Consider the following 23000-nt stretch of genomic DNA (forward strand, 5'->3'; position numbering starts at 1 on the left):
GACCGCCCGGAGCGGGTCGGGCTCCCCCGGAAACCCCCACGACAAAAACCAGAAAACAACGAGATCATCGACAAGTGCTGCTGACCCTGACCACGACCCACCGCCCCGCAACCGACCTCGGCCACCTCCTGGTGAAGCATCCGGACCGCGTGCAGACCTTCGATCTGCCCGCCGGCGCCGCGCATGTGTTCTACCCGGAGGCGGACGAGGCGCGCTGCACGGCGGCGCTGCTGGTCGAGGTCGATCCGCTCAAGCTGGGCGGGGGCCGGAAGAACCGCGCGCCGGAGGGCTTCGCGCTCGGGCAGTACGTCAACGACCGCCCGTACGCCGCCTCCAGCCTGCTCTCGTCGGCGCTGTCGAAGGTGTTCCGCTCCGCGCTGCGGGGCGAGTCGCGTGACCGTCCCGAACTGGCCGCGACCGCGATCCCGCTGACCGTACGGGTGCCGGTGCTGCGCTGCCGGGGCGGCGCGGAGCTGGCGGTACGGATCTTCGCCCCGCTGGGCTGGACCGTGACGGCCACCCCGATCCCGCTCGACGAGACGTACCCGGAGTGGGGTGACAGCCGCTACGTCGACCTGACGCTGACCGGCACGCTGCGGCTCGCGGACGCCCTCAACCACCTGTACGTGCTGCTGCCGGTGCTCGACGACGCGAAGCACTACTGGGTGGCGCCGGACGAGGTGGACAAGCTGCTGCGCGCGGGCGCCGGCTGGCTGGCCGGCCATCCGGAGCGGGCCCTGATCACGCGGCGCTACCTGGCGCACCGCCGGGCGCTCGCGGGCGTGGCGATGGCCCGCCTGACCGAGCTGCGCCTGGCCGACGAGCCGCCCGCCGACGACAGCATCGACCCCGCGCCCGGAGAAGCGCCGGTGGTGGAGGACGTCCGCCGCGCCTCGCTGGCGGTACGGCGGCGCGAGGCGGTGCTCGCCGCGCTGCGGGACAGCGGTGCGAGCCGGGTGCTGGATCTGGGCTGCGGTGGCGGCGCGCTGCTGACCGCGCTCGTCGCCGACCGGCGCTTCACCGAGGTGGTGGGCGTCGACGTGTCCGACCGGTCGCTCGGCCTGGCGGCCCGGCGGCTGCGCCTGGACCGGCTGCCGGAGCGGCAGCGGGACCGGATCCAGCTGTGGCAGTCGGCGCTGACCTACCGCGACGACCGGCTCCGGGGGTACGACGCGGCGGTGCTGATGGAGGTCGTGGAGCACCTCGATCCGCCGCGCCTGCCCGCGCTGGAGGACGCGGTGTTCGGTCACGCCCGGCCGGGCACGGTCGTGGTGACCACCCCGAACGTGGAGTACAACGTCCGCTACGAGGGGCTCGGGCCGGGCCGGTTCCGGCACGCGGACCACCGGTTCGAGTGGACCCGGGCCGAGTTCGCGGCCTGGGTGGATCAGGTGGCGGCGGCGCACGGCTACACGGCTGTCGTCGGCGGTGTCGGCGACGACGACCCGGAGGTGGGCGCGCCGACCCAGATGGCGGTGCTCACCCGCGCCGACCGCAACGAGAACACCAGCGACGACCGGAAGGAGGCGACGAACCGATGACCGTCCTGGACATCCCCGAGCTGGCACTGGTGGCGCTCGTCGGCGTCTCCGGCTCCGGCAAGTCCACGTTCGCCCGGCGGCACTTCGCGCCCAGCCAGGTGCTCTCCTCGGACACGTTCCGCGGCCTGGTCGCCGACGACGAGAACGACCAGTCCGCGTCCGCCGACGCGTTCGACGCGCTGCACCACGTCGCCGCCATCCGGCTGCGCCGCGGCCTGCTGACAGTGGTCGACGCGACGAACCTCCAGCCGCACGCCCGCGCCGGGCTGATCCGGGTCGCCCGGGAGCACGACGTGCTGCCGGTGGCGATCGTGCTGGACGTGCCGGAGGCGGTGGCCTGGGAGCGTACCGAGGCGCGCACCGACCGCACGTTCGGCCGGCAGGTGCTCAACCGGATGCGCCGCGACCTGCGGCAGTCGTACGGGCGGCTGGCCCGCGAGGGCTTCCGCAAGGTGCACGTGCTGCGCGGCGTGGAGGAGATCGACGCCGCGGAGATCCGCTACGAGAAGCTGTTCAACGACCGGCGCGAGCTGACCGGCCCGTTCGACGTGATCGGGGACGTGCACGGCTGCCGTACCGAGCTGGAGGCGCTGCTGTCCCGGCTCGGCTACGTGCTGCGACGCGACGACGCGGGCCGCCCGGTGGACGCGGAGCACCCGTCGGGGCGTACCGCGGTGTTCGTCGGTGACCTGGTGGACCGCGGCCCGGACTCCCCCGGCGTGCTCCGCCTGGTGATGGGCATGGTGGCGGCCGGCCACGCGATCTGCGTGCCGGGCAACCACGAGCAGAAGCTGCAGCGCAAGCTGCGCGGCCGGGACGTCCGGCTGACCCACGGTCTGGCCGAGACGATGGAGCAGCTCGCCGCGGAGCCGCCGGAGTTCGTCGCCGAGGTGGAGACGTTCATCGACGGCCTGGTCAGCCACTTCGTGCTCGACGGCGGCCGGCTGGTGGTGGCGCACGCCGGGCTGAAGGAGGCGTACCACGGGCGGGCGTCCGGCCGGGTGCGGTCGTTCGCGCTCTACGGCGAGACCACCGGCGAGACCGACGAGTACGGCCTGCCGGTGCGCTACCCGTGGGCGCGCGACTACCGGGGCTCGGCGATGGTCGTGTACGGGCACACGCCGACGCCCGAGCCGGAGTGGGTGAACAACACCATCTGCCTGGACACCGGTTGCGTGTTCGGCGGAAAGCTGACCGCGCTGCGCTACCCGGAGAAGGAGCTGGTCGCCGTACCGGCGGTGAAGGAGTGGTACGCCCCGGCCCGGCCGCTGGTCCCGGTCGCGCCCGTGCGGCCGGACACCGTGCTGGACCTGGCCGACGTGACCGGGCGACGCCACGTCACCCACCCGTACGGGTCGCTCACCGTGCCGGCCGAGAACGCCGCCGCCGCGCTGGAGGTGATGAGCCGCTTCGCTGTCGACCCGGGCCGGCTGGTGTGGCTGCCGCCGACCATGGCGCCCTGCTCCACGTCGACTGTCGAGGGGTTCCTGGAGCACCCGGCCGAGGCGTTCGCCGACTACCGGGCGGCCGGTGTCGACCGGGTGGTCTGCGAGGAGAAGCACATGGGCTCGCGGGCGGTGGTGCTCGTGGAGCGGGAGCCGGGCCGGTTCGGCGGCGGGGTGGTGCACACCCGTACCGGCAGGCCGTTCTTCGGCCCGCCGCTCGACGGCGAGCTGCTGGCCCGGGTGCGCGCCGCGGTCACCACCGCCGGTCTCTGGGCCGAGCTGGGCACCGACTGGCTGCTGCTCGACGCCGAGCTGCTGCCCTGGTCGGCGAAGGCGAGCGGGCTGATCCGCGAGCAGTACGCCGGGGTGGGCGCGGCCGGGCGGGCGGCGCTGCCGCCGGTGCTCGCCGCGCTGGACTCGGCCGCCGCGCGCGGGCTGCCGGTGGACGGGCTGCGTGACCGGATGGCCGAGCGGGCCGCCGAGGTGACCGCCTACTCGGCGGCCTACCGGGCGTACGTCCGGCCGACCGACGGGTTGCGCGGGGTGACGCTGGCACCGTTCGCGGTGCTGGCCGGGGCCGGGGTGAGCTACGCCGACCGCGACCACGGCTGGCACTTGGCGCTGGCCGACCGGCTCTGCGCCGCCGACCCGGAGTTCTTCACACCCACCCGGCGGCGGGTGGTGGACCTGTCCGACGAGTCGGCGGTGGCGGACGCGACGCAGTGGTGGCTGGCGCTCACCGCGGCCGGCGGCGAGGGCATGGTGGTCAAGCCGTACGCGGGCCTGGCCGCCCGTGGTCCGAAGGGCCCGCTGCTCCAGCCGGGGATCAAGTGCCGGGGCCGCGAGTACCTGCGGATCATCTACGGTCCCGGCTACACCGAGCCGGGTCAGCTCGCCGCGTTGCGCCGGCGCTCGCTGGGCCGCAAGCGCGGGCTCGCGCTGCGCGAGCACGGCCTCGGCCTGGCCGCGCTGGACGCCCTGGCCGAGGACGCGCCGCTCTGGCGCCGCCACGAGCTGGTGTTCGCGATCCTCGCCTGCGAGTCCGAGCCCGTCGATCCCCGCCTCTGACGAGGACGCCCGGTCCGGCCGAAATGCCGGACCGGGCCGGGGTACCCTGTGTGGCCGTGGACACAGCAGAGAAGACACGGATGTTCTCCGAGAGCGTGGCGCTGAACCCGCTCGATCCGAAGGACCTCATCCACACCTTCGGCATGATCGGCGTCTGGGTCATTCTCTTCGCCGAGACCGGGCTGCTGGTCGGCTTCTTCTTCCCGGGCGACTCGCTGCTGTTCCTCGCCGGGGTGGCCGCCTCCCCGGTGGCCGACGCCATCTTCGGCGACGGCACCCGCCTGTCCCTGGCCGGGCTGATGATCGGCGGGCCGCTCTGCGCCATCGTCGGCGCGCAGCTCGGGCACTGGCTCGGCGCCCGGTACGGCCGCCGCATGTTCGACAAGCCCAACTCCCGTCTGTTCAAGCGGGAGTACGTGGAGAAGGCCGAGTACTACTTCCAGAAGTTCGGGCCGGCGAAGGCGGTGGTGCTGGCCCGGTTCATCCCGATCGTGCGGACGTTCCTCAACCCGGTGGCCGGGGTGCTCGGCATGTCGGCCCGCCAGTTCTTCGTGTGGAACGTGGTGGGCGCGGTCCTCTGGGTGGACGGCATCCTGTTGATCGGCTACCTGCTGGCCCGGCAGATCTACGACGCCATCGGCGACAAGATCGACAGGTACATCCTGCCGGTGGTCGCGCTGATCATCGTGATCTCGGTGCTGCCGATCTTCTTCGAGTTCCTGCGGGACCGGCGTGCGCGCAAGCGCGGCGAGGCAGTCGCGGTGATCACCGCGGCGACCGTGGCCGGCACCGTGGAGGCGGCTCGCGAGGGCATCGAGGAGCACCGGCCGGGCCACGGAGACGGCGGGCAGCACCGCCGCTGAGCACGGTTCAGACACCGAAGGCCGGCCCTCGGGCGAGGACCGGCCTTCGGCATGACTGATCGAACCGGGTCACACGAACGGCCGCAGCCGTCATCGTGCGCTGATGGCGCCACCCCTCGCACGCCACCGGGCACCCGGCCGGGACGACCCTCCACGGGCCGGCCCGAAAGGTTTCAGCGAGCCTTCTTGGTGGCCCGCTTCCGCGGCGGGGTGAGCAGATCCGCGATCGTGGCGATCGCGGACGGCACCAGCCGGTAGTACGCCCAGACCCCGCGCTTCTCCCGCTCCAGCAAGCCGGCCTCGGTGAGGATTCGCAGGTGGTGGCTGACCGTCGGCTGCGAGAGGCCGAGCGGCGCGGTGAGGTCACACACGCACGCCTCCCCCTCGGGAGCCGACTGGATCAGGCTGAGCAGCCGCAGCCGTGCGGGGTCCGCGAGGGCCTTGAGGACCCCCGCAAGCCGCTCGGCGTCGGCGCGTTCGATCGGCTCGCCGGCAAGCGGCGAGATCTGAGGCATGGTCATTTCAGCCAACGCAGTTCCCACGTATTCCATCCTTCCACCAGCAGCATCGATCCGCCTGCATATCAGCAGATCCGAATCGGCAGACTTTTACGCCACAAGGCCGAGGTCAGCCAACGTATAGGCCGCCCGATAGGGCAATCCGGCGGCTCGCACCGCGTCGCCGGCGCCTCGATCAACAATAACCGCCACACCCACCACTTCGGCCCCCGCCTCGCGTAATGCCTCGACCGCCGTCAAAACACTTCCGCCAGTGGTGGAGGTGTCCTCGACCGCCAGGACCCGGCGACCGGCCACGTCCGGACCTTCGATCCGGCGCTGGAGGCCGTGCGCCTTGCCCTCCTTACGGACCACGAACGCGTCCACCGCGCCGTCGGTGCCGGCCGAGGCGTGCAACATGGCGGCGGCCACCGGATCGGCGCCCAGGGTCAGCCCACCAACCGCGTCGTACGCCCAGTCGGCGGTCAGATCGAGCATGACCCGACCGATCAACGGAGCCGCTTCGTGATGGAGCGTGACCCGGCGCAGATCCACGTACCAGTCCGCCTCGCGGCCCGACGAGAGCACCACCCGGCCGTGGACCACAGCCAGGTCACTGATGAATTTGCGCAGGTCGTCGCGGTCGCCCATGGCCCAAGAGAGTACTTCGCAAGTCTGAGAGCCGTGCTCGGGGTCCGCCCTGGTCAACCCAGTGGGCGACCGATGGGTGGCGATGAGCGGCTACGCTGCGCGACCGTCCATCGAGGTCGGCCGCCGACCGGCCCCGCCGCCGCTCAGCCGCGTCGCCGGTCGACCGCGCCCCGGGTGTCCCGGCGGAAGCCCCGCAGCAGGCGCTTCGGGGCGTACCGCAGCCCGGCGACCGCCACCTTGTACTTCCAGTCCGGGACACTCACGAACTTGCCTTTATGCAGGTCACGGAGCCCTTCGGCGACCACATCGTCGGCACGCAGCCAGGCCCAGGCGGGCAGGCGCGACATGTCGATGCCGACCCGCTCGTGGATGCCGGTGCGGGTGTAGCCGGGGCAGAGCGCCATCACCCGTACGCCGAGCGGCGCGACGGACTGGCCGATCGACTCGCTGAAATTCGTCACCCACGCCTTGCTGGCCGAGTACGTGGATCCCGGCATGGGGACACCGAAGCCCGCAACGGAAGAGACATTTATCACTGCCCCTTGCCCTCGTTCGATCATCGGGCCGAGCGCGGCGTGGGTCAGACGCAGCACCGCGAGCACGTTGAGCCGTACCAGCCGCGCCTCGTCGGCCACCGGCGACCGGACGAACGAGGTGTTCAAGCTGATCCCCGCGTTGTTCACCAGCAGGTCGACCGGTGGGCCGTCGGCAAGCCGGCGCTCGACCGTCGCACAACCGTCCTCGGTGGACAGATCGACCGCGATCGTCTCCGCGTCGCCGCCGTGCCGGCCGGTCAGCTCGGTCGCGAGCGCGTCGAGCCGGGTGGCGTCCCGGGCCACCAGGACGAGGTCCCAGCCGTCGGCGGCGAGCCGCCGGGCGAACGCCTCGCCGATGCCGAGGCTGGCGCCGGTGACCAGGGCACGGCGCCGGGAGGGGTGGGTGTCACCGGTCATGGGCGGTCCTCGGGAGGCGGCGGTGCGGCCCACGGCGACGCGGGCGGGGCGGACGCGGGCGGGGCGGACGGCTGGTGCAGGCCGGGCGGCGGTCCCCAGGGCGTCGGCCCGGAGACGGGCGCGCCGGACACGGTGGCGCCGTACCCGGACGGCCGCGCCGGTCCGGTGCCGCTGCGCAGGAACGCGCCGGCCGACGGCAACGTGAGCAGCGCGGCGACCACCAGATAGCCGAGGATCTGCGCCACCGACACCACCGCGTTCACCGGGATCCACCACCCCGGGTAGGCGTCCCCGACCAGCCCGAGCAGGTCGGCGGTGATCCGGTCCTCGGGGCCGAGTTGCAACGGGGCGGCCCGCTGGCCGACCAGCAACGCCAGCCCGCAACAGCCGCAGAGCAGGCCGGTGCCGGCGACGACCCAGGTTCCCACGCGGGCCCCGGACCGGCCGGCGAGCAGGCCGAGCGCCAGCCCGACCAGCAGCAGCGCGGCCAGCACGCCGAGCACGGCGGCGAGGTAGGTCGAGGCGCGCAGCAGCCCGGCCACCTGGTCGATGTCGCCGCCGCTCGCGCCGGTCTCGTCCGCCGCGGCGGCCCGGAACCGGTCCACCGTGCCGCCGGTGACGGCGAGGTTCGCCACCGCGTACGCCACGGCGCCGACCGCCATCGCCAGCAGCACCGCCACCGCGGCGAGGACGGCGCCCGGCCGGCGGGGGGCGGCCCGATCGGGGTACGACACGACTGATCCCTCCGGTAGGCGTCGGATGCAACCTACTCGGAGGGATCGTCGGCGTCGCCTCAATCCGGACGTCAACTTCCGGGTGGCGGCTCCGGGTCGCGGCGCTCGCCCGGCTGACCGGCCGGCCCGGCCGGCGGCTGACCGGCCGACGGCGGCGGACCGCCCGGCGTGGACGGCGGCGGCGGGGTGCCGGGAGCCGGCGGGTACGCCGGGTCGCCGGTCGGGCCCGGGTACGACGGGTACGACGGGTCACCCGCGTGCCCCGGGGCCGCCGGGTACGCGCCGCCCGGTACCGGCGGCTCCCAGCCGGCCTTGGGCTTGCGGAAGAACTCGTTCGCCTTCGGCAGCGCCAGCAGGATCAGCGCGGCCAGCAGGGCGAGCAGCGCCACCAGGCCCAGCAGCAGGTTGACCGGGGTGTACCAGGACGGCAGAGCGTCGTCGAGCCGGCGCTGGATCTCGTCCGGGCTGGGCATGTCACCCGTGGCGGTGCCGCCGGTCATGCCACCGGTGAGGCCGGTGAGCAGCCCGCCGCCGGTGCAGCAGAGCAGGATGCCGCCCAGCACCCAGGTGGTGATCCGGGAGGCGTTCTTGCCCCTGTTGTTCAGCAGCGCGAGCACGACGAGCCCGGCCGCGATCAGCAGCGACACGATCGCCGTGACGATGCTGAACACGTACGCGATGTCGGCGGCCCCCTCGGCCGAGGAGCCCGCGTACGCGTCGGTGAGGACGTCGCGGACGGTGCCCGCGACGGTCAGCGCCACGATCAGGTTCACCACCTGGATCGCGGCGACGAGAATGAGCAGCCAGCTGGAAAGCGTCACCACACTGGGACGCGCGCGGGGCGCGGTGCCCGGAGCATCGGCCATGATTCTCCCTTTCCTGGATCAGGTGACCACCGTAGCGATCTCGCACCAGGTCAGCATGTCGGAACGGCTCACCGGTCCGCGGCGCGGCGCAGCCGGCGGTGCTCGGCGGTGACGACACCGAGCAGCGCCAGGTCGAGCGCGACCGCGGAGACCGCGCCGAACTGGTTGACGGTGAAGTTGAAGACCTGCCCGAACAGCAGGTCGACCAGGAGCGCCAGCTTGAACAGCCGGAACGCCTCGGCCCGGTCGCGGCGCAGCAGCCAGGCGGCCCACAGGCCGAGCACGGCCGTGATCAGCGCGCTGGCGCTGACACCGAGGATCGCACCCCACTCCCGTTCCTCGCCCAGGTGCCCGGTCACGCCGTCGAGGAACACGGCCAGCACGGTGAGCACCGGCTCCACCACCAGATAGACCACCACCGGCCAGATGAGCCAGCGGCGTCCGGCCGCCCAGACGGCGAGACGCCGGGCCCGGTCCGCCGCTCGCTGCCAGAACCGCACCGGCGGCGGCTCCCGGCGGGGTACGGCGTCCAGCAGTTGCGCCACCGCCGTCTCGGTGGCCGGTCCGGTGCCCTGCACGAGACGCAGCACGGCGATCCGCCGCCTGTCGGTCAATCCGCCGGGCAGGCCGCTGAGCACCACGTCCAGCGCGTTGGCGGTGCGTTCGGCGGGGGTGAGCCGGGAGCGGCCGGTGCGCCCGCGTACCGCCTGGGTGAGCAGGACCAGCAGCGCGAACGCGACGTAGATGATGGCGGCGGCGGGGGCGTAGAAGTAGTCGGTGCCGGTGGTGACGAACTTGCCCACCTCGTCGATGAACAGCCCGAACCCGATGCCGCCGATCACCGCTCCGCCGCTGCGGGCGCCACCGCCGAGGAAGACCAGCGGGATGCCCAGACCCACGGCGAGCAGCAGGCCGCCCCAGAGCACGTGCGCGATGTGCAGCCCGCCGCCGCCGAGCTGTGGATAGTCGGCGGCCTTCAGGTACGCGCGTACGGCCAGCACGGTGACCACGCCGGAGAGCACGAACGCCTGGAGGTAGGACCCAGCCTGGATCGCCCGGGTCGGCAGCCGGCGGACCAGCCAGCCGATCCCCGGCCGGTAGCGCGGCGATTCGGGTGGCATGCCCCGAAACCTAGTAGCCGCGCCACTCCTCGCGGGCGTAGTCCAGCACCCTCGGTCGCAACAACGTGTTGGCCGGCATGTCCAGCCGGGCCCGGTCGGCGGGGAACGTGGCGGCTGCGGCCACCACCTCCGGGGTGAGGAAACGCAGCGGCGGCCGGTCGTCCGGCAGCGCCAGTTCCGGCGCCACGTCACCCGGCGCGGCGAGCACGAATCCCCAGTCGCCGAAGCTCGGCACGTCGACGTGGTACGGCACGGTGGCGAAGCCGGCCTCGCGGATCGACCGCTCGATCGACCAGTACGACCGGGGGGCGAAGTAGGGCGACCCGGACTGCACCACGAGCCGCCCGCCGGGGGCCAGCACCGGCCGAATCAGCGTGTAGAACTCGATCGTGTAGAGCTTCGCGGTGGCCGTCTCGTCCGGGTCGGGCAGGTCGGCGATCACCACGTCGAAGCGGTCCGTGGCGGTACGCAGCCAGGCGAACGCGTCAAGGTTGAGCACCCGTACCCGGGGGTCGGTGAGCGAGCCGCCGTTCAGCTCGCGCAGTTGCGGCTCGCGGCGGGCCAGCTCGACCACTGCCGGGTCGAGGTCGACGAGCGTCACCGAACGCACGTCCGGGTACTTGAGGATCTCCCGCGCGGCCAGCCCGTCCCCGGCGCCGAGCACCAGCACGTCGCCGTGCGCCCCGCGCATCGCCGGGTGCACGAGCGCCTCGTGGTAGCGGTACTCGTCGATCGAGCTGAACTGCAGGTCGCCGTTGAGGAACAGCCGCAGGTCGGTGTCGGAGCGGCCGGGCTCGGGCACCGACCGGGTCAGCACGATCTCCTGGTAGCGGCTGCGCTCGGCGTGCACCACCGGGTCGCGGTAGAGCTGCTGGCGGGTGGTCACCTCGAAGTCGTGGGCGGTCACCCAGGCGTACCCGAGGAGCAGGCCGACCACGGCGGTGGCCACGCCCAGCGCGGCCCGCGCCCGGCGGCTGAGGTCGGCGCGGAACACGGTGAAGACGAGCGCGACCCCGGCGACCGCGTTCACCGCGCCCACCACGAGCGCGCCCTTGAGCTGGCCGAAGACCGGGATCAGCAGGAACGGGAAGGCCAGCCCGCCGAGCAGCGCGCCCACGTAGTCGGCGGCGAACAGGTCGGCCACCGCGCTGCCCGCGGACTGCTCCCGGATGCGTTGCAGCATCACCATGAGCAGCGGAATCTCCGCGCCGATCAGCAGGCCGAGCACGAACGCGGTGCCGACGAGCGCCGGGCCGTACAGGTCGAGCCAGGCGAACGCGGCGTAGAGGCCGAGCACGGACAGGCCGCCGAGCAGCGCCAGCGTCAGCTCGATCACCGCGAACGAGACCACCGCCCGGGACTGCAACGGCTTCGCCACCAGCGCGCCGACGCCCATCGCGAAGACCATCACGCCGAGCACGATCGACGCCTGACCGACCGTGTCGCCGATCAGGTAGCTGCCGAGCGCGACCAGCGCCAGCTCGTACACCAGGCCGCAGGCCGCGCAGACGAAGACCGCGAGCAGGACCGCCGCGCGGGCCAGGCGCCACCGCGGCCGTGCGGCCACGTCGGCGGTCACCGTCTGCTCCGGGTACGTCCGGCGGCTCCCGCCCCGGCACGCTGCGCGGGCACCCGTCCCCGGTGGCTGCGGCGCTGCCGCACGCCCACGGCGATGAACAGCGCGGCGAGCAGGAACAGTCCGACCGAGCTTAGGACGTAGATCCAGCGGTCCCGCCAGAAGTCGTTGCCGGCGTCCGGCAGCGGCGCGGCAGCGGTGGACGGCGCGGCGGTGGGCGTCGCGGCCGGTCCGGCCAGCCCGCGTTCGGCGGCGAGCAGCGGCAGGATCGTGGCGGCCCGGGTGACGGCCCAGCCCGGGTCGTCGAGGAACGCGTCCTCGTCCAGCCCGAAGCGACCCAGCCGGGTCTCGATCGCGGCGAGGTCGGCGAACTCGATGTCGTCCGACCCCTTGATCCGGATCGTGGCGGAGTCCTCCGACTCGCTGCTGGACGAGGTGTACCTGACGTTCGCGGAGACCGCGATCCAGCGCGCGCAGCCGGGCGCGTCGACGACTGTGATGCCGTCGCCGAGGTTGGAGCCGACGCTCACCTCGTCGTACACGTCGAGCAGTTCCCAGCCGTAGCAGATGCCCTGGCTGTCGGCGGCGGCCCGGAGGATCGGCACGGTGCCGGAGCGTTCGTCGGCGGCCGGCGCGGGGACGGAAGTGTCCGAGTCGCCGCTGAACGCGCCGACGGCGCAGACGACGACCACGACCCCCACGACCACGGACCAGATCACCGTCTGGCTGCGTTTGTCCTTCCCCGCCGAATGCTGTGCGGGCTTTCCGCTCATCAGATGATTGCGGCTGCGATGATCGCGCCGGTGGCGAGGTGCACGGTGGCCGAGACCCACACCGCCGGGTGCGGCTCCGGATCGACCAACAGCTCACCGAGCTTGCCCGGAGTGGCGGCGTCGAGCAGCATGAACGCCACCGCCATGATCACCAGGCCGAGGATGCCGTACGCGCCCGCGCCGATCAGCCCCAGCCGGAAGTCGTTGTCGCTGGCCACGATCGCGGCCACCACGATGGTGCCCACCCCGACCAGGTTCGACGAGAGCAACAGCGCCGCGTTGCGGTTGCGCTCGACCCAGATCAGCTCGTGAAGCTTGCCCGGGGTGGCCACGTCGACCAGGACGTAACCGATGGCCATCAGAACGACGCCGACCACGCCGTACGCGAGGGTGACCAGCAGATCGGTGACGAGATGCTGCACAGAAGACTCCAGGGTGAGGGGGCGAAGGGGGCTACTTACCGGAACCGGGGCCGCCGCCCCGGACCGTGCTGCCTCGGCCCCAGCCCCAGCTGTTGCCGACGACGGTGTGGTAGCGGGGGTAGGCGGTGGTCATCTTCTCCAGCAGGATCACCGAGCCGACGGCGAGCGGGAGGATCACCACCGAGTCGTCGTCGTAGCGCAGGTAGACCCCGCTGCCGTCGACGTACTGGTCGGCCGGCTTCCAGGCGTCGGTGATCTGCTTGGACACCTCGCTCGGCGTCTTCCGGGAGGTGTACGCGATCGCGTTCGAGCCGATGTCCCGCCCGGAGGCGCGGGAGAAGTTGTCCTCCACGTAGCCCCGGGGCGAGAAGTTGCCGTAGAAGATCGTGAAGGTGGCGATGAGCGCGCCGATGACGGCGACCGCCACGCCCACCACGAACCACCGTCGGTACGTCACAGCTCCTCCACCACGGTCTCGGTCAGGACCAGCTCGTTCGTCTGGGGGTAGACGTGCCAGGTACGCCAGGCGAGCACGCCGTCCGGCGGCCGGGGCCGGACGGAGAGCGCGGTGACCGCGTCCTCGTCGCCGGGGAAGACCCCGATCAGCGCGTACGGGTCCTCGGCCAGCTCGGCGCGCAGCGCCGCGACCCGGGTACGCAGGCCGTCGCCGTCCGGCCGGAGCACAGCGGCCATGAACCGGTAGCCGGTCGTCTCGTCGTGCAGCGCGTCCGGCAGGTGCGGCGGGCGGCCGGGCAGGCAGGCGACCGTCTCCGTGAGCCCGCCGAGCACCACCTGGTGGGAGGCACCGAGCAGGCGCAGCCGCAGCCGGGGCAGCCCGGGCAGGTCGATGTCGCGTACGGCGAGCGCCGGCAGCTCCGGGCCGCCGAGGGCCAGGCTCAGATCGGCGGCGCTGGTGTCGACGTAGGGCGCGTCCAGGCAGACGAGCACGTCAGCGCACCGTCTCCGGGCCACCCTGCGGGTAGATCATCACCTCGGCGCGGCGCAGCTCCTCACCGAGGTTGACCTCCCAGCCGGCCTCCCCGTACGCCTCGAACGACAGCCGCGCGCCGCCCGGCGCCTGGTAGTCGTAGTAGCGCATGGTGCCGTGCGGATCGAGGCCGGTGCCCTCGGTCGCGGTGTACCGGGCCTGGCCCGACTCGTCCCAGTTGTAGCGGCGGCCGGCGATCTCCAGCGTCGGGGCGCCCGGCGTGACGGTGGCTGACGGCTCGCTGGTCCAGAGCACCAGCTCCAGGTCCGGGTCGGACTCGACGGAGAGCCAGCGCTTCACCCCGCCCGCGTCGTCGAGCAGGTGCTCCGCCCAGCTCCAGCCACCCTCGACCAGGTGCACCGAGCCTCGCACGGTGTACGGCACCGAGCGGATCTCGACGATGTCGCCGGGCTTGAGCGCGCGCGGGTCGCCGCGCAGCGCGTCCGCGTCCCGGTCCCGGAACGGGTCACCCGGCGCCGCCTTCGTCTTCGGGCGGGACTCCGACCGGGATTTCCGTACCGCGATCACGGCGATCACCACACCGGCCACCCCGACGAGGCACCCCAGCGTGGTCACCACGTACGCCAACGAACCGTTCACGACCGCCTCCCCCAACCTGCTAGGCGGGAACGGTAACAACCGCATGCACGCCTTCTGAAGTCCCGTTCGCTGAGTGTGCGGTCAGCTACTGCTCGCCGCCGGCGAGCCGGTCGGCGGCGTATTCACCCAGCGTGGCGCGGCCCATGAGGCAGCCGGAGAACGTGGTGAACTCGCCGTCGTCGTCGCGCAGCCGCGCCCAGGCGTCCCGCCCGGCGGCCGGGTCGACCGCCTCCAGCAACGTGGCCGCGTACGCCCGGCCGGCCGGGGAACCCTTGCGGAGCAGCTTGTCGACCCGCTTGCGGGCCGCCTCCGGGTGCTCCCGCAACCCCTGTTCCAGCCGTCGGTACGCCTCGGTCGCGGGCAGCACCTGCCCCGCCAGTCCCACCCCGCCGAAGGCGAGGGTGTCCGCGCCGTCGAGTTCCCGCGCCGCCTCGTCCAGTTCCCGCTCCCACACACTCATGCCCCACTATGTGCCCACCCCGCCACCCCCTCCAACCGCAAGGAAGGGCCCCCTTTTAACGCCTCCGGTAGAGGAAGGGCCCCTTGTTAACAACCTCCACGAGCAGGGCGCGGCCGGGAACGGCGAAGGCCCGGCCAAGAGGGCCGGGCCTTCGCAGGAGCTGGTCAGGCGGCGGTGACCGCCAGGGACTCCTTGGTGTCGGACAGGTCGACGCGGACCGTGTCGCCGTCGCGGATCTCACCGGCCAGCAGCGCCTTCGCGAGCTGGTCGCCGATCGCCGACTGCACCAGCCGGCGCAGCGGGCGGGCGCCGTAGATCGGGTCGTACCCGTGCTCGGCCAGCCAGGTCCGGGCCGCTTCGGTGATCTCCAGGCCCAGCCGACGGTCGGCCAGTCGGCGGCGCATCCGGTCGAGCTGAATGTCCACGATCGACCGCAGGTCCTCGCCCTGGAGCGCGGCGAACACCACGATGTCGTCGAGCCGGTTGAGGAACTCCGGCTTGAAGTGCGACCGGACCACCGCGAGCACGCCCTCCCGGCGCTCGTTCTCGGTGAGCGTCAGGTCGCTGATCACCGACGAGCCCAGGTTCGAGGTGAGGATCAGGATCGCGTTGCGGAAGTCCACGGTGCGACCCTGACCGTCGGTGAGGCGGCCGTCGTCGAGCACCTGCAGCAGTACGTCGAAGACGTCCGGGTGGGCCTTCTCCACCTCGTCGAGCAGGATCACCGAGTAGGGGCGGCGGCGTACCGCCTCGGTGAGCTGGCCGCCCTCCTCGTACCCGACGTATCCGGGCGGGGCGCCGACCAGGCGGGCCACCGAGTGCTTCTCGCCGTACTCGCTCATGTCGATGCGGACCATGGCCCGCTCGTCGTCGAAGAGGAACTCGGCGAGCGCCTTTGCCAGCTCGGTCTTGCCGACGCCGGTCGGTCCGAGGAACAGGAAGCTGCCGGTCGGGCGGTCCGGGTCGGCGACGCCGGCCCGGGCGCGGCGTACCGCGTCGGAGACCGCGCCCACCGCCTCGGCCTGGCCGACGACGCGGGCCCGCAGCGACTCCTCCATCCGGAGCAGCTTGGCGGTCTCGCCTTCGAGCAGCCGGCCGGCGGGGATGCCGGTCCAGGAGGCGACCACCGCGGCGATGTCGTCCGCGCCGACCTCCTCCTTGAGCATCGCGCCGTCGGCCTGGAGCCGGGCCAGTTCCTCCTCGGCCTGCTTCAGCTCGGTCCGCAGCGCCGGGATCCGGCCGTACCGCAGCTCGGCGGCGCGTTCCAGCTCGCCGTCGCGCTCGGCCCGCTCGGCCTCGCCGCCGAGGCGCTCCAGCTCCTCCTTGGCGGTGGAGAGCTTGGTGATGTGGCTCTTCTCGGTCTGCCAGCGTTCGGAGAGAGCGGTGAGCTGCTCGCGCTTGTCGGCCAGCTCCTTGCGCAGCCGCTCCAGGCGCTCGGCGGACGCGGCGTCCGGCTCCTTGGCCAGCGCCATCTCCTCGATCTCCAGGCGGCGTACCGCCCGCTCGATCTCGTCCACCTCGACCGGGCGCGAGTCGATCTCCATGCGCAGCCGGGACGCGGACTCGTCCACCAGGTCGATCGCCTTGTCCGGCAGGAAGCGGTCGGTGATGTACCGGTCGGAGAGCGCGGCGGCGGCGACCAGGGCGGCGTCGGTGATGCGTACGCCGTGGTGCACCTCGTAGCGCTCCTTGAGCCCGCGCAGGATGCCGATGGTGTCCTCGATGGTCGGCTCGCCGACCAGCACCGGCTGGAAGCGGCGCTCCAGCGCCGGGTCCTTCTCGATGTGCTCGCGGTACTCGTCGAGCGTCGTCGCGCCGACCATCCGCAGCTCACCGCGCGCCAGCATCGGCTTGAGCATGTTGCCGGCGTCCATCGAGCCCTCGCCCTTGCCGGCGCCGACCACGGTGTGCAGCTCGTCGAGGAACGTGATGACCTGGCCGTCGGAGTTCTTGATCTCCTCCAGCACGGACTTCAGCCGCTCCTCGAACTGGCCGCGGTACGACGCGCCGGCGACCATCGCGCCGAGGTCGAGCGAGACGAGCTTCTTGTCCCGCAGCGACTCCGGCACGTCGCCGGCCACGATCCGCTGGGCCAGGCCCTCCACGATCGCGGTCTTGCCGACGCCCGGCTCGCCGATCAGCACCGGGTTGTTCTTGGTACGCCGGGACAGCACCTGGATCACCCGGCGGATCTCCGAGTCCCGGCCGATCACCGGGTCGATCTTGCCGTCGCGGGCGCTGGCGGTGAGGTCCACGCCGTACTTGGCCAGGGCCTGGTAGGTCTGCTCCGGGTCGGCGGTGGTGACCCGGCGGTCCCCGCCCCGGACGGTCGGGAACGCGGCGACCAGATTCTCCTCGGTGGCGCCCGAGTTCTTCAGCGCGACCGAGACCGCGCCGCCGACCCGGGCCAGCCCGGCCAGCAGGTGCTCGGTGGAGGTGTACTCGTCGCCCAGCGGCCGCGCGATCTGCTCGGCGGCGCCGATGGCGTTGACGAACTCGCGGGCCAGCGTCGGCTCGGCGATGCTCGACCCACGCGCGGCGGGCAGCGCGTCGACCGAGCGCAGGGCGACGCGGCGCAGCTCGGCCGGGTCGGCCCCGACGGCGCGCAGCAGGCCCGCGGCGGTCGAGCCCTCGGTGTCCAGCAGTGACAGCAGCAGGTGCCAGGGCTCCACGGTGGCGTGACCGCGCTGGTTCGCCAGCGCGACGGCACCGGTGATGGCCTCGCGGCTCTTGGTGGTGAGACGTTCCGTGTTCATGGGCTCCCCCGGATCGGCGTGTCCACTGGACATGACACAACCAGAGTTGAGTCTATTCCGCTCAACTCCACCCCTGTGACCTGAGTCACCCTCCGGCGGCGAGGCCGGGTAGGTCTTGGTACGAAACGGCCCTCATAGGGGCCCTTTCGTACCAAGATCTCAGCGACGCGGGAGGCGCGTGAGGCAAGGGGTCTCGTGGTCGGCGCGCAGCACGCAACGCCGGCCGCCGTCCAGCTTGCGGTCGCAGAAAACCCAATGGCGTACGGCCTGGTCGTCCTCCGTCGACACGGTGATCCCGCCCAACTCCACCACCGCGAGGAACGCCAACGACCGGCCGGCCGTGCGACCGAGCATCTTCGCCCGGGCCAGATCGGCCGCGCGCACCGGCAGATGGATCACGTACCGCCCGGTCACGGCCGCCCGGCCAGGTCGCGCATCGAGGGAGCCTGACGGGACTGCCACTCGCGCAACGCGCCCTTGATCCGCGCCGTCTCCTCACGGCTCCGGGCGACTTCGGCGTACGCGGCGGCGAGGTCACCGGCCACGCGGTCGAGGAACGCGGCGACCTCGGCGGGGTCCAGCCCCCGGCGGCGCGTCGCGAAGCGGCGGCCCCGCACCTGCCAGGGCCGGAGCGGAAGGTACGACGCGGAGCGGTACGCGGCGCCCGGCGCGGAGTCGGGCGGGCGCGCGTTCCGCCGCTTCGGACGTATTCGCAGGAGGTTGCGCACGACACTGTCCCTTCTCGCAGAGGACGGGGGTCGGGACGAGCCACGGGGGATGCCCGCCCCGACCCGGGAAAGCTCCAGGTGCCATCCGGGAGCGTTCGTCAGCAACCTACAATCGGTACCAGTCGTAGGTCAACGATCGACCCACAATTGCTTGAGGTTGGAGGTGGGTGCATGGTCGAATGGGCGTGCCATCCGGGGAGTGTGTATGCCCAAGCAGCAGTACCAGGTGCTCGCAGACGAGCTGAAGAGCAAGATCGATTCGGGAGAGTGGCCACCCGGCACCAAGCTGCCGAGCCGTGCCCAACTCTGCAAGGAATACGGCGTCTCCGACACCGTCGTCGGCAAGGCGATGATGATCCTGCGGGCGACCGGCCTCACCGAGACCCTTGAAGGTGTCGGCGTGTTCGTGGCCGAACGTGCCTAGACGAGTCGCATCGACCAGCCTGTAGTTCGACCCCGGACGCAGCAGGTGCGCGCCCGGAGTAGCCTCACCCGCGTGCGAGTACGTGTCGAACAGACCGCCCTGCCGGGTATCGGCGTACGTCATGACCTGATGACGGAGTCCGGCCGCCGGCTCGGTGTGGTCTCCCACCGCAATGGCCGTCGCGACCTGGTCCTCTACGACCCGGAAGATCCCGACTCCTGTCAGCACGACATCCCCCTGACGGACGACGAGGCGGAGGCGCTCGCCGACATCCTCGGCGCGTCGCTGATGCTGGGTCAGCTCTCCGGGCTGCGCGAGCAGGCCGCCGGGCTGCTGACCGAGCAGATCGCCATTCCGGCCGGCTCGAAGTACGTCGGCAAGCGGCTGGGTGACACCAAGGCCCGGACCCGGACCAGCGCGTCGATCGTCGCCGTGCTGCGTCAGGGCACGGTGAACGTCTCGCCGGATCCCACTTTCCGGTTCGAAGCCGGCGACGTGGTCGTCGTGGTCGGTACCCGCCAGGGGCTCGACGGCGTGACCGCGATCCTCGCCGAGACCGACCCGGACGTCTGACGCGTATGCACGAAACCACAATCCTGCTCATCGAGGTCGGTGCGCTGCTGCTCCTACTCGGCCTGCTCGGCCGGCTGAGCCGTCGCGTCGGTGTCTCGCCCATCCCGCTCTACCTGCTCGCCGGCCTGGCGTTCGGGCACGGTGGCCTGCTGCCGCTCAACGCCAGCGAGGAGTTCTTCGCCGTCGGCGCCGAGATCGGCGTGATCCTGCTGCTGGTCATGCTCGGCCTGGAGTACAGCGCCAACGAACTGGTGGGCAACCTCCGCTCGGCCGCGCCGGCCGGTCTGATCGACGCGGTGCTCAACGCGCTGCCCGGCTTCGGGTTCGCGCTGCTGCTCGGGTGGGGCTGGGTCGCCGCAGTGGTGCTCGGAGGCGTCACCTGGGTGTCGTCGTCGGGCGTGATCGCCAAGGTGCTCGGCGACCTGGGCCGGGTCGGTAACCGGGAGACGCCGGTGATCCTCTCCGTCCTGGTGATCGAGGACCTGGCGATGGCCCTCTACCTGCCGCTGGTCACCGCGCTGCTCGCCGGGGTCGGCCTGATGAAGGGCGGCATCGCGCTCGCCATCGCGGTGTTCACCGTCGTCGTGGTGCTGGCCGTGGCGATCCGGTACGGCCACCTGATCTCCGCTGCGCTCTCCGCCAAGGACCCGGAGGCGCTCCTGCTCGGGGTGCTCGGCCTGACCCTGCTGGTCGCCGGTATCGCGGCCAAACTCCAGGTCTCCGCCGCTGTCGGCGCGTTCCTGGTCGGCATCGCGTTGTCCGGGCCGGTGGCGCACCACGCCACCGAACTGCTCTCCCCGCTGCGGGATCTCTTCGCCGCTGTCTTCTTCGTGTTCTTCGGGCTGGTCACCAACCCGCTGGACATGCCGCCGGTGCTGCTGCCGGCGCTGGTGCTGGCAGTGGTCACCATGGCGACGAAGGTGGCCACCGGCTACCTGGCCGCCCGCCGGGCGGGGATCGCCGAGCCCGGTCGCTGGCGGGCCGGCCTGGCGCTGACCCCGCGCGGCGAGTTCTCCATCGTCATCGCCGGACTGGCCGTCGCGGCCGCCTACCCGGTGAACCCGAAGCTGGCGGCGCTCGCCACCGCGTACGTGTTGATCACGGTGGTGACCGGGCCGCTGCTCGCCCGGCTGCCCGACACCCAGTGGTTCAAGCAGTGGCTGCGCTCCCGCGCCGCCGCCGCCCGTGCGGCAGCGGCGTTGCCCGCGCCGACCGGGGACTGACCCGCGCCGGGCCGGACCTGCCACAGGCAGATCCGGCCCGGCGTTGTCAAATTGATCCCCGGAAGGTCTACCACTGCTCCGCTCAGCCGCGTTAACGTTTCGGCCCAGCAGCCAGGGTCCGCGGGTGGCCGGTGCCCCCGCCAGCGCAAGCGGAAGGTCGGCCGGTGAGCGTGCAGGAAGATACGTTCCACGGCTTCGCCAATCCGGTCGATCCCTCGCCCGCCGAACTCCGGGCGTGGGCCTATCAACCGGATTCGGTGCCGCTGACCTCGATGCCGCCCGACTGGGACCTGCTGGTCGCCGGTGACCATCTGGTGCAGACGCTGTTCGACCTGGCGATGGACGAGCGCTGCCCGGCCCGGCGGTTCGCGCTGCACTGCCTCTACATCTACGCCGCCGACGGCATCCGGACGAACTTCCGCGCCCATCCCAAACGCCGGTTCCGCAAGCTTGTCGAGCAGGCCGAACGCGCCGGTGACGACCTGATGCGCAACTGGGCGCACAACAGCCGCGTGCTGCTCGCCCGGCCCGACCTGTTCGTCTACCGGGACTGGTGCGAGGGCGGCCTGGTCCGCGAGAACCGCCGCCTCTGACGCGAACGGCGAACGGGCCGGGATCCCCCGTGGATCCCGGCCCGCACGTCGGCGGATCGTCAGGTCGACCCGCCCTGCTTCTTGCGCCTCTCGTCGTCCCGGGCCCGGTCTACGCCGTGGTCCGTCTGGTCGGCGAAGCGCCCTTCCTTGACCTTGTCGCTGAAGCGTCCCTCGGTGACCCGGTCGAACCGCTCGCGGACGTTCTCGGCCACTTTCTCCAGCCGTTCCTCGGCGCGTTCCGCCACCTTCTTAGCCGGTTCCGCCATGGCTCCCCCTGCCAACTCGGCGTCCGATTTAGGGGTTTTTGCCCTACCGGCGAGCCTAGTCGACAGCGCCCTGCCGCATCCCGCTTTCCCCGACGAGCGCCCCGAACCAGGGACGCACGAGGGCCGGACGTACGAAGGCCGGCGCGGCCCCGGGGGAGCGGGGCGCGCCGGCCTTCCGGTGAAAGGTCAGCGGTCGGGAGCGCGGCGTGGTCGCCAGACGACGAGCGCGGTGGACGTGCGGTTGGTCGGCACGAGGTCGCCGCGGGCAAAGCCACCGAGCGACTCCAGCTCGGCGATCCGCCGGTACGCGGCGTCCAGCTCCGCCTCCAGCCGGGCCACCCGCTGCTGTGCCTCTTCGAGCAGCCGCTCCAGCCCGATGATCCGCTTGACCCCGGCCAGGTTGATCCCGTCGTCCTGGCTGAGCCGCTGCACCTCGCGCAGCAGCACCACGTCCCGGACGCTGTACCGGCGACCACCGCCGGACGCCCGGCCCGCCTGCACCAGGCCCAGCCGGTCGTACTGGCGCAGCGTCTGGGGGTGCATCCCCGCCATCCGCGCAGCCACCGAGATCATCAACACCTTGGCCTCGTAGGCCGGGTCACCCGAGCCGACGTACTCCTCCGACATGCCCGCTCACCTCCGCTGCCGCCGTCAACTGAATCGACGTACCCGCGCGTCGAGATGTTCCCGCGCGGCGGGCGGAGTCTGCTCCGCGAAGGTCTCCAGCGCCGCCCGCGCCTCGTCCGAGACCTTCGCCGGGACCACCACGTCGAGCGTGACCAGCAGGTCACCGGCGCGGCCGTCCTTGCGTACGACGCCCTTGCCGCGGGCGCGCAGCACCCGCCCGCTGGGCGTACCCGGTGGCACCCGCAGCGTCACCGTCCCGTCCAGGGTCGGCACGCGCAGGTCGGTGCCGAGGACCGCCTCGGCGTAGGTGATCGGGACGTTCAGGGTCAGATCGTCCCCGGTACGCCCGAACAGCTCGTCCGGGCGGACCTTCACCTGCACGAACAGGTCGCCGGCCGCGCCGCCCCGCTCACCGGGCTCACCCCGGCCGGCCAGGCGGATCCGCTGCCCGTCGGCCACCCCGGCCGGGAAGCGCACGTTCAGCGTGCGGGTCTTGGTGACACCGCCGGTGCCGTGGCACTCCGGGCACTTCTCCTCGACGATCGTGCCGACGCCCTGGCAGTTGCGGCACGGCTCGGAGAAGCTGAACGACCCCTGGTTGCGGGTGGTCACGCCGGCGCCGTGGCAGACCGGGCAGGCCACCGGCTGGGTACCCGGCTTCGCGCCGTTGCCGTGGCAGGTGTCGCAGACGCCGGGCGCGCGCAGCGTCAGCGGCAGCGTGACGCCGCGTACCGCATCCTCGAAATCGAGCGCCACCTCGGTCTCGACGTCCCGGCCCCGCGCCGGACCGCGCGGACGCGCCGCGCCACCCCCGCCGCCGGAGAAGATCGAGCTGAACAGGTCGGTGAAACCGCCGCCGCCGAACCGGGTGTCCCCGCCGCCCGCGCCGCCGCCGAACAGGTCGGAGACGTCGAACGGCACGCCGCCCGGCTGGCCCGCGCCGCGGGCGCTGCGGCGGAAGGCGCCCGAGCCGAACAGCGAGCGCATCTCGTCGTACTCGCGTCGCTTCTTCTCGTCGCCCAGCACCGCGTACGCCTCGGAGACGGTCTTGAACCGCTCCTCGGCCCCGGTGTCGCCGGGGTTGTGGTCCGGGTGCGACTCCCGGGCCAGCTTGCGGTACGCCTTCTTGATCTCGTCCGAGGAGGCGGACTTCTCCACGCCCAACGCGGCGTAGTAGTCCTTCTCGATCCAGTCCTTGGAACTCACCGGTCCACCCCCTTCCACGGGTCGAAGCCCGGCCGTCCCGCCCGCC

At 72.4% G+C, this 23000-nt stretch carries 26 protein-coding genes; 7 read left to right on the forward strand and 19 right to left on the reverse strand.

From position 1 onward, the window contains the following. The first annotated feature begins 74 nt into the window (after nt 1-74). Genes O7542_RS25200 through O7542_RS25210 form a run of 3 tightly spaced genes read left to right on the forward strand, consistent with a single transcriptional unit; the run spans nt 75 to nt 4917 of the window. The gene (locus tag O7542_RS25200; protein ID WP_281605296.1) at nt 75-1541 is read left to right on the forward strand and encodes a 3' terminal RNA ribose 2'-O-methyltransferase Hen1; all 1467 of its coding nucleotides are present in this window, start codon (nt 75-77) and stop codon (nt 1539-1541) included. Then, nucleotides 1538-4054 (forward strand): polynucleotide kinase-phosphatase, encoded by a 2517-nt coding sequence (locus O7542_RS25205; protein WP_281605297.1) that lies wholly within the window; start codon nt 1538-1540, stop codon nt 4052-4054. Before O7542_RS25200 ends, O7542_RS25205 begins: the two co-directional genes overlap by 4 nt. A gap of 23 nt (nt 4055-4077) precedes the next feature. Then, a complete protein-coding gene (locus tag O7542_RS25210; protein WP_104113383.1) occupies nt 4078-4917 on the forward strand; it encodes a VTT domain-containing protein in 840 nt (279 codons plus the stop codon). 173 nt (nt 4918-5090) lie between these two features. On the opposite strand, the gene O7542_RS25215 is transcribed toward O7542_RS25210, so the two are convergent. From O7542_RS25215 to O7542_RS25290, 16 genes are all read right to left on the reverse strand, one after another. Then, entirely contained in the window at nt 5091-5468 is a 378-nt protein-coding gene (locus tag O7542_RS25215; protein ID WP_007454255.1) for a metalloregulator ArsR/SmtB family transcription factor, read from the reverse strand. Nucleotides 5469-5525: 57 nt separating this feature from the next. Beyond that, complete coding sequence (gene pyrE / locus O7542_RS25220) at nt 5526-6065, reverse strand: orotate phosphoribosyltransferase (RefSeq protein WP_043327566.1); 540 nt, start codon at nt 6063-6065, stop codon at nt 5526-5528. A gap of 143 nt (nt 6066-6208) precedes the next feature. Further along, nucleotides 6209-7018: an SDR family oxidoreductase gene (locus O7542_RS25225; RefSeq protein ID WP_281605298.1), complete on the reverse strand. Its 810-nt coding sequence runs from the start codon at nt 7016-7018 to the stop codon at nt 6209-6211. Continuing rightward, on the reverse strand, nt 7015-7752 hold the full coding sequence (locus O7542_RS25230) for a hypothetical protein (RefSeq protein ID WP_281605299.1): 738 nt from the start codon (nt 7750-7752) through the stop codon (nt 7015-7017). The genes O7542_RS25225 and O7542_RS25230 overlap by 4 nt, the downstream gene beginning before the upstream one ends. 71 nt (nt 7753-7823) lie before the next feature. Then, the gene (locus O7542_RS25235) at nt 7824-8618 is read right to left on the reverse strand and encodes a hypothetical protein (RefSeq protein WP_281605300.1); all 795 of its coding nucleotides are present in this window, start codon (nt 8616-8618) and stop codon (nt 7824-7826) included. A gap of 68 nt (nt 8619-8686) precedes the next feature. Beyond that, entirely contained in the window at nt 8687-9685 is a 999-nt protein-coding gene (locus tag O7542_RS25240) for a hypothetical protein (protein WP_274479306.1), read from the reverse strand. Between the two features lie 64 nt (nt 9686-9749). Next, the gene (locus O7542_RS25245; RefSeq protein WP_069088112.1) at nt 9750-11318 is read right to left on the reverse strand and encodes a polyamine aminopropyltransferase; all 1569 of its coding nucleotides are present in this window, start codon (nt 11316-11318) and stop codon (nt 9750-9752) included. Next, nucleotides 11315-12088: a hypothetical protein gene (locus tag O7542_RS25250; protein ID WP_210885946.1), complete on the reverse strand. Its 774-nt coding sequence runs from the start codon at nt 12086-12088 to the stop codon at nt 11315-11317. The genes O7542_RS25245 and O7542_RS25250 overlap by 4 nt, the downstream gene beginning before the upstream one ends. Further along, on the reverse strand, nt 12088-12510 hold the full coding sequence (locus O7542_RS25255; RefSeq protein ID WP_043327571.1) for a DUF350 domain-containing protein: 423 nt from the start codon (nt 12508-12510) through the stop codon (nt 12088-12090). Before O7542_RS25255 ends, O7542_RS25250 begins: the two co-directional genes overlap by 1 nt. A 31-nt stretch (nt 12511-12541) precedes the next feature. Next, nucleotides 12542-12967: a DUF4247 domain-containing protein gene (locus O7542_RS25260; RefSeq protein WP_043327572.1), complete on the reverse strand. Its 426-nt coding sequence runs from the start codon at nt 12965-12967 to the stop codon at nt 12542-12544. Continuing rightward, nucleotides 12964-13458 carry a DUF2617 family protein gene (locus O7542_RS25265; protein ID WP_166457376.1) on the reverse strand — a complete coding sequence of 165 codons (495 nt, stop codon included), beginning with the start codon at nt 13456-13458 and terminating at the stop codon, nt 12964-12966. Before O7542_RS25265 ends, O7542_RS25260 begins: the two co-directional genes overlap by 4 nt. Nucleotide 13459: 1 nt before the next feature. After that, on the reverse strand, nt 13460-14098 hold the full coding sequence (locus tag O7542_RS25270; RefSeq protein WP_210885943.1) for a DUF4178 domain-containing protein: 639 nt from the start codon (nt 14096-14098) through the stop codon (nt 13460-13462). An 85-nt stretch (nt 14099-14183) separates the two neighbouring features. After that, the gene (locus O7542_RS25275; RefSeq protein ID WP_113972281.1) at nt 14184-14558 is read right to left on the reverse strand and encodes a hypothetical protein; all 375 of its coding nucleotides are present in this window, start codon (nt 14556-14558) and stop codon (nt 14184-14186) included. A gap of 164 nt (nt 14559-14722) precedes the next feature. Continuing rightward, entirely contained in the window at nt 14723-17314 is a 2592-nt protein-coding gene (clpB, locus tag O7542_RS25280) for an ATP-dependent chaperone ClpB (protein ID WP_069088108.1), read from the reverse strand. A 159-nt stretch (nt 17315-17473) separates the two neighbouring features. Continuing rightward, nucleotides 17474-17728: a hypothetical protein gene (locus O7542_RS25285; RefSeq protein ID WP_104113392.1), complete on the reverse strand. Its 255-nt coding sequence runs from the start codon at nt 17726-17728 to the stop codon at nt 17474-17476. After that, nucleotides 17725-18030, reverse strand: coding sequence for a DivIVA domain-containing protein (locus O7542_RS25290; RefSeq protein ID WP_199495973.1), 306 nt, complete (start codon nt 18028-18030; stop codon nt 17725-17727). Before O7542_RS25290 ends, O7542_RS25285 begins: the two co-directional genes overlap by 4 nt. 217 nt (nt 18031-18247) lie before the next feature. Between O7542_RS25290 and O7542_RS25295 the strand changes: the two genes are divergently transcribed. The 4 genes from O7542_RS25295 to O7542_RS25310 all read left to right on the forward strand — a co-directional run bounded on the left by O7542_RS25295 (nt 18248) and on the right by O7542_RS25310 (nt 20855). Beyond that, nucleotides 18248-18466: a winged helix-turn-helix domain-containing protein gene (locus O7542_RS25295; RefSeq protein ID WP_030500544.1), complete on the forward strand. Its 219-nt coding sequence runs from the start codon at nt 18248-18250 to the stop codon at nt 18464-18466. A 72-nt stretch (nt 18467-18538) separates the two neighbouring features. Then, nucleotides 18539-19039, forward strand: a complete 501-nt coding sequence (locus O7542_RS25300) for a cation:proton antiporter regulatory subunit (protein ID WP_064447962.1) — start codon at nt 18539-18541, stop codon at nt 19037-19039. Between the two features lie 5 nt (nt 19040-19044). Next, a complete protein-coding gene (locus tag O7542_RS25305; protein WP_043327579.1) occupies nt 19045-20262 on the forward strand; it encodes a cation:proton antiporter in 1218 nt (405 codons plus the stop codon). Nucleotides 20263-20426: 164 nt separating this feature from the next. After that, complete coding sequence (locus O7542_RS25310) at nt 20427-20855, forward strand: hypothetical protein (RefSeq protein WP_030500541.1); 429 nt, start codon at nt 20427-20429, stop codon at nt 20853-20855. A 59-nt stretch (nt 20856-20914) separates the two neighbouring features. On the opposite strand, the gene O7542_RS25315 is transcribed toward O7542_RS25310, so the two are convergent. From O7542_RS25315 to dnaJ, 3 genes are all read right to left on the reverse strand, one after another. Then, on the reverse strand, nt 20915-21121 hold the full coding sequence (locus O7542_RS25315) for a hypothetical protein (RefSeq protein ID WP_043327580.1): 207 nt from the start codon (nt 21119-21121) through the stop codon (nt 20915-20917). Between the two features lie 186 nt (nt 21122-21307). Next, nucleotides 21308-21748 (reverse strand): MerR family transcriptional regulator, encoded by a 441-nt coding sequence (locus O7542_RS25320; RefSeq protein WP_030500539.1) that lies wholly within the window; start codon nt 21746-21748, stop codon nt 21308-21310. 24 nt (nt 21749-21772) lie between these two features. Next, complete coding sequence (dnaJ, locus tag O7542_RS25325; protein WP_043327581.1) at nt 21773-22954, reverse strand: molecular chaperone DnaJ; 1182 nt, start codon at nt 22952-22954, stop codon at nt 21773-21775. Between the last annotated feature and the right edge of the window lie 46 nt (nt 22955-23000).

The sequence above is a fragment of the Micromonospora sp. WMMC264 genome (assembly GCF_027497275.1).
GTDB classification, from domain to species: Bacteria; Actinomycetota; Actinomycetes; order Mycobacteriales; family Micromonosporaceae; genus Micromonospora; species Micromonospora chalcea.

What these genes read in the sequence shown, in the direction of transcription:
- O7542_RS25215 (WP_007454255.1), bottom strand. Translation starts at nt 5,468, where the DNA reads ATGGAATACGTGGGAACTGCGTTGGCTGAAATGACCATGCCTCAGATC.
- O7542_RS25225 (WP_281605298.1), bottom strand. Translation starts at nt 7,018, where the DNA reads ATGACCGGTGACACCCACCCCTCCCGGCGCCGTGCCCTGGTCACCGGC.
- clpB (WP_069088108.1), bottom strand. Translation starts at nt 17,314, where the DNA reads ATGAACACGGAACGTCTCACCACCAAGAGCCGCGAGGCCATCACCGGT.
- O7542_RS25320 (WP_030500539.1), bottom strand. Translation starts at nt 21,748, where the DNA reads ATGTCGGAGGAGTACGTCGGCTCGGGTGACCCGGCCTACGAGGCCAAG.
- pyrE (WP_043327566.1), bottom strand. Translation starts at nt 6,065, where the DNA reads ATGGGCGACCGCGACGACCTGCGCAAATTCATCAGTGACCTGGCTGTG.
- O7542_RS25305 (WP_043327579.1), top strand. Translation starts at nt 19,045, where the DNA reads ATGCACGAAACCACAATCCTGCTCATCGAGGTCGGTGCGCTGCTGCTC.
- O7542_RS25295 (WP_030500544.1), top strand. Translation starts at nt 18,248, where the DNA reads ATGCCCAAGCAGCAGTACCAGGTGCTCGCAGACGAGCTGAAGAGCAAG.
- O7542_RS25210 (WP_104113383.1), top strand. Translation starts at nt 4,078, where the DNA reads ATGCCGGACCGGGCCGGGGTACCCTGTGTGGCCGTGGACACAGCAGAG.
- O7542_RS25275 (WP_113972281.1), bottom strand. Translation starts at nt 14,558, where the DNA reads ATGAGTGTGTGGGAGCGGGAACTGGACGAGGCGGCGCGGGAACTCGAC.
- O7542_RS25250 (WP_210885946.1), bottom strand. Translation starts at nt 12,088, where the DNA reads ATGAGCGGAAAGCCCGCACAGCATTCGGCGGGGAAGGACAAACGCAGC.
- O7542_RS25235 (WP_281605300.1), bottom strand. Translation starts at nt 8,618, where the DNA reads ATGGCCGATGCTCCGGGCACCGCGCCCCGCGCGCGTCCCAGTGTGGTG.
- O7542_RS25205 (WP_281605297.1), top strand. Translation starts at nt 1,538, where the DNA reads ATGACCGTCCTGGACATCCCCGAGCTGGCACTGGTGGCGCTCGTCGGC.
- O7542_RS25315 (WP_043327580.1), bottom strand. Translation starts at nt 21,121, where the DNA reads ATGGCGGAACCGGCTAAGAAGGTGGCGGAACGCGCCGAGGAACGGCTG.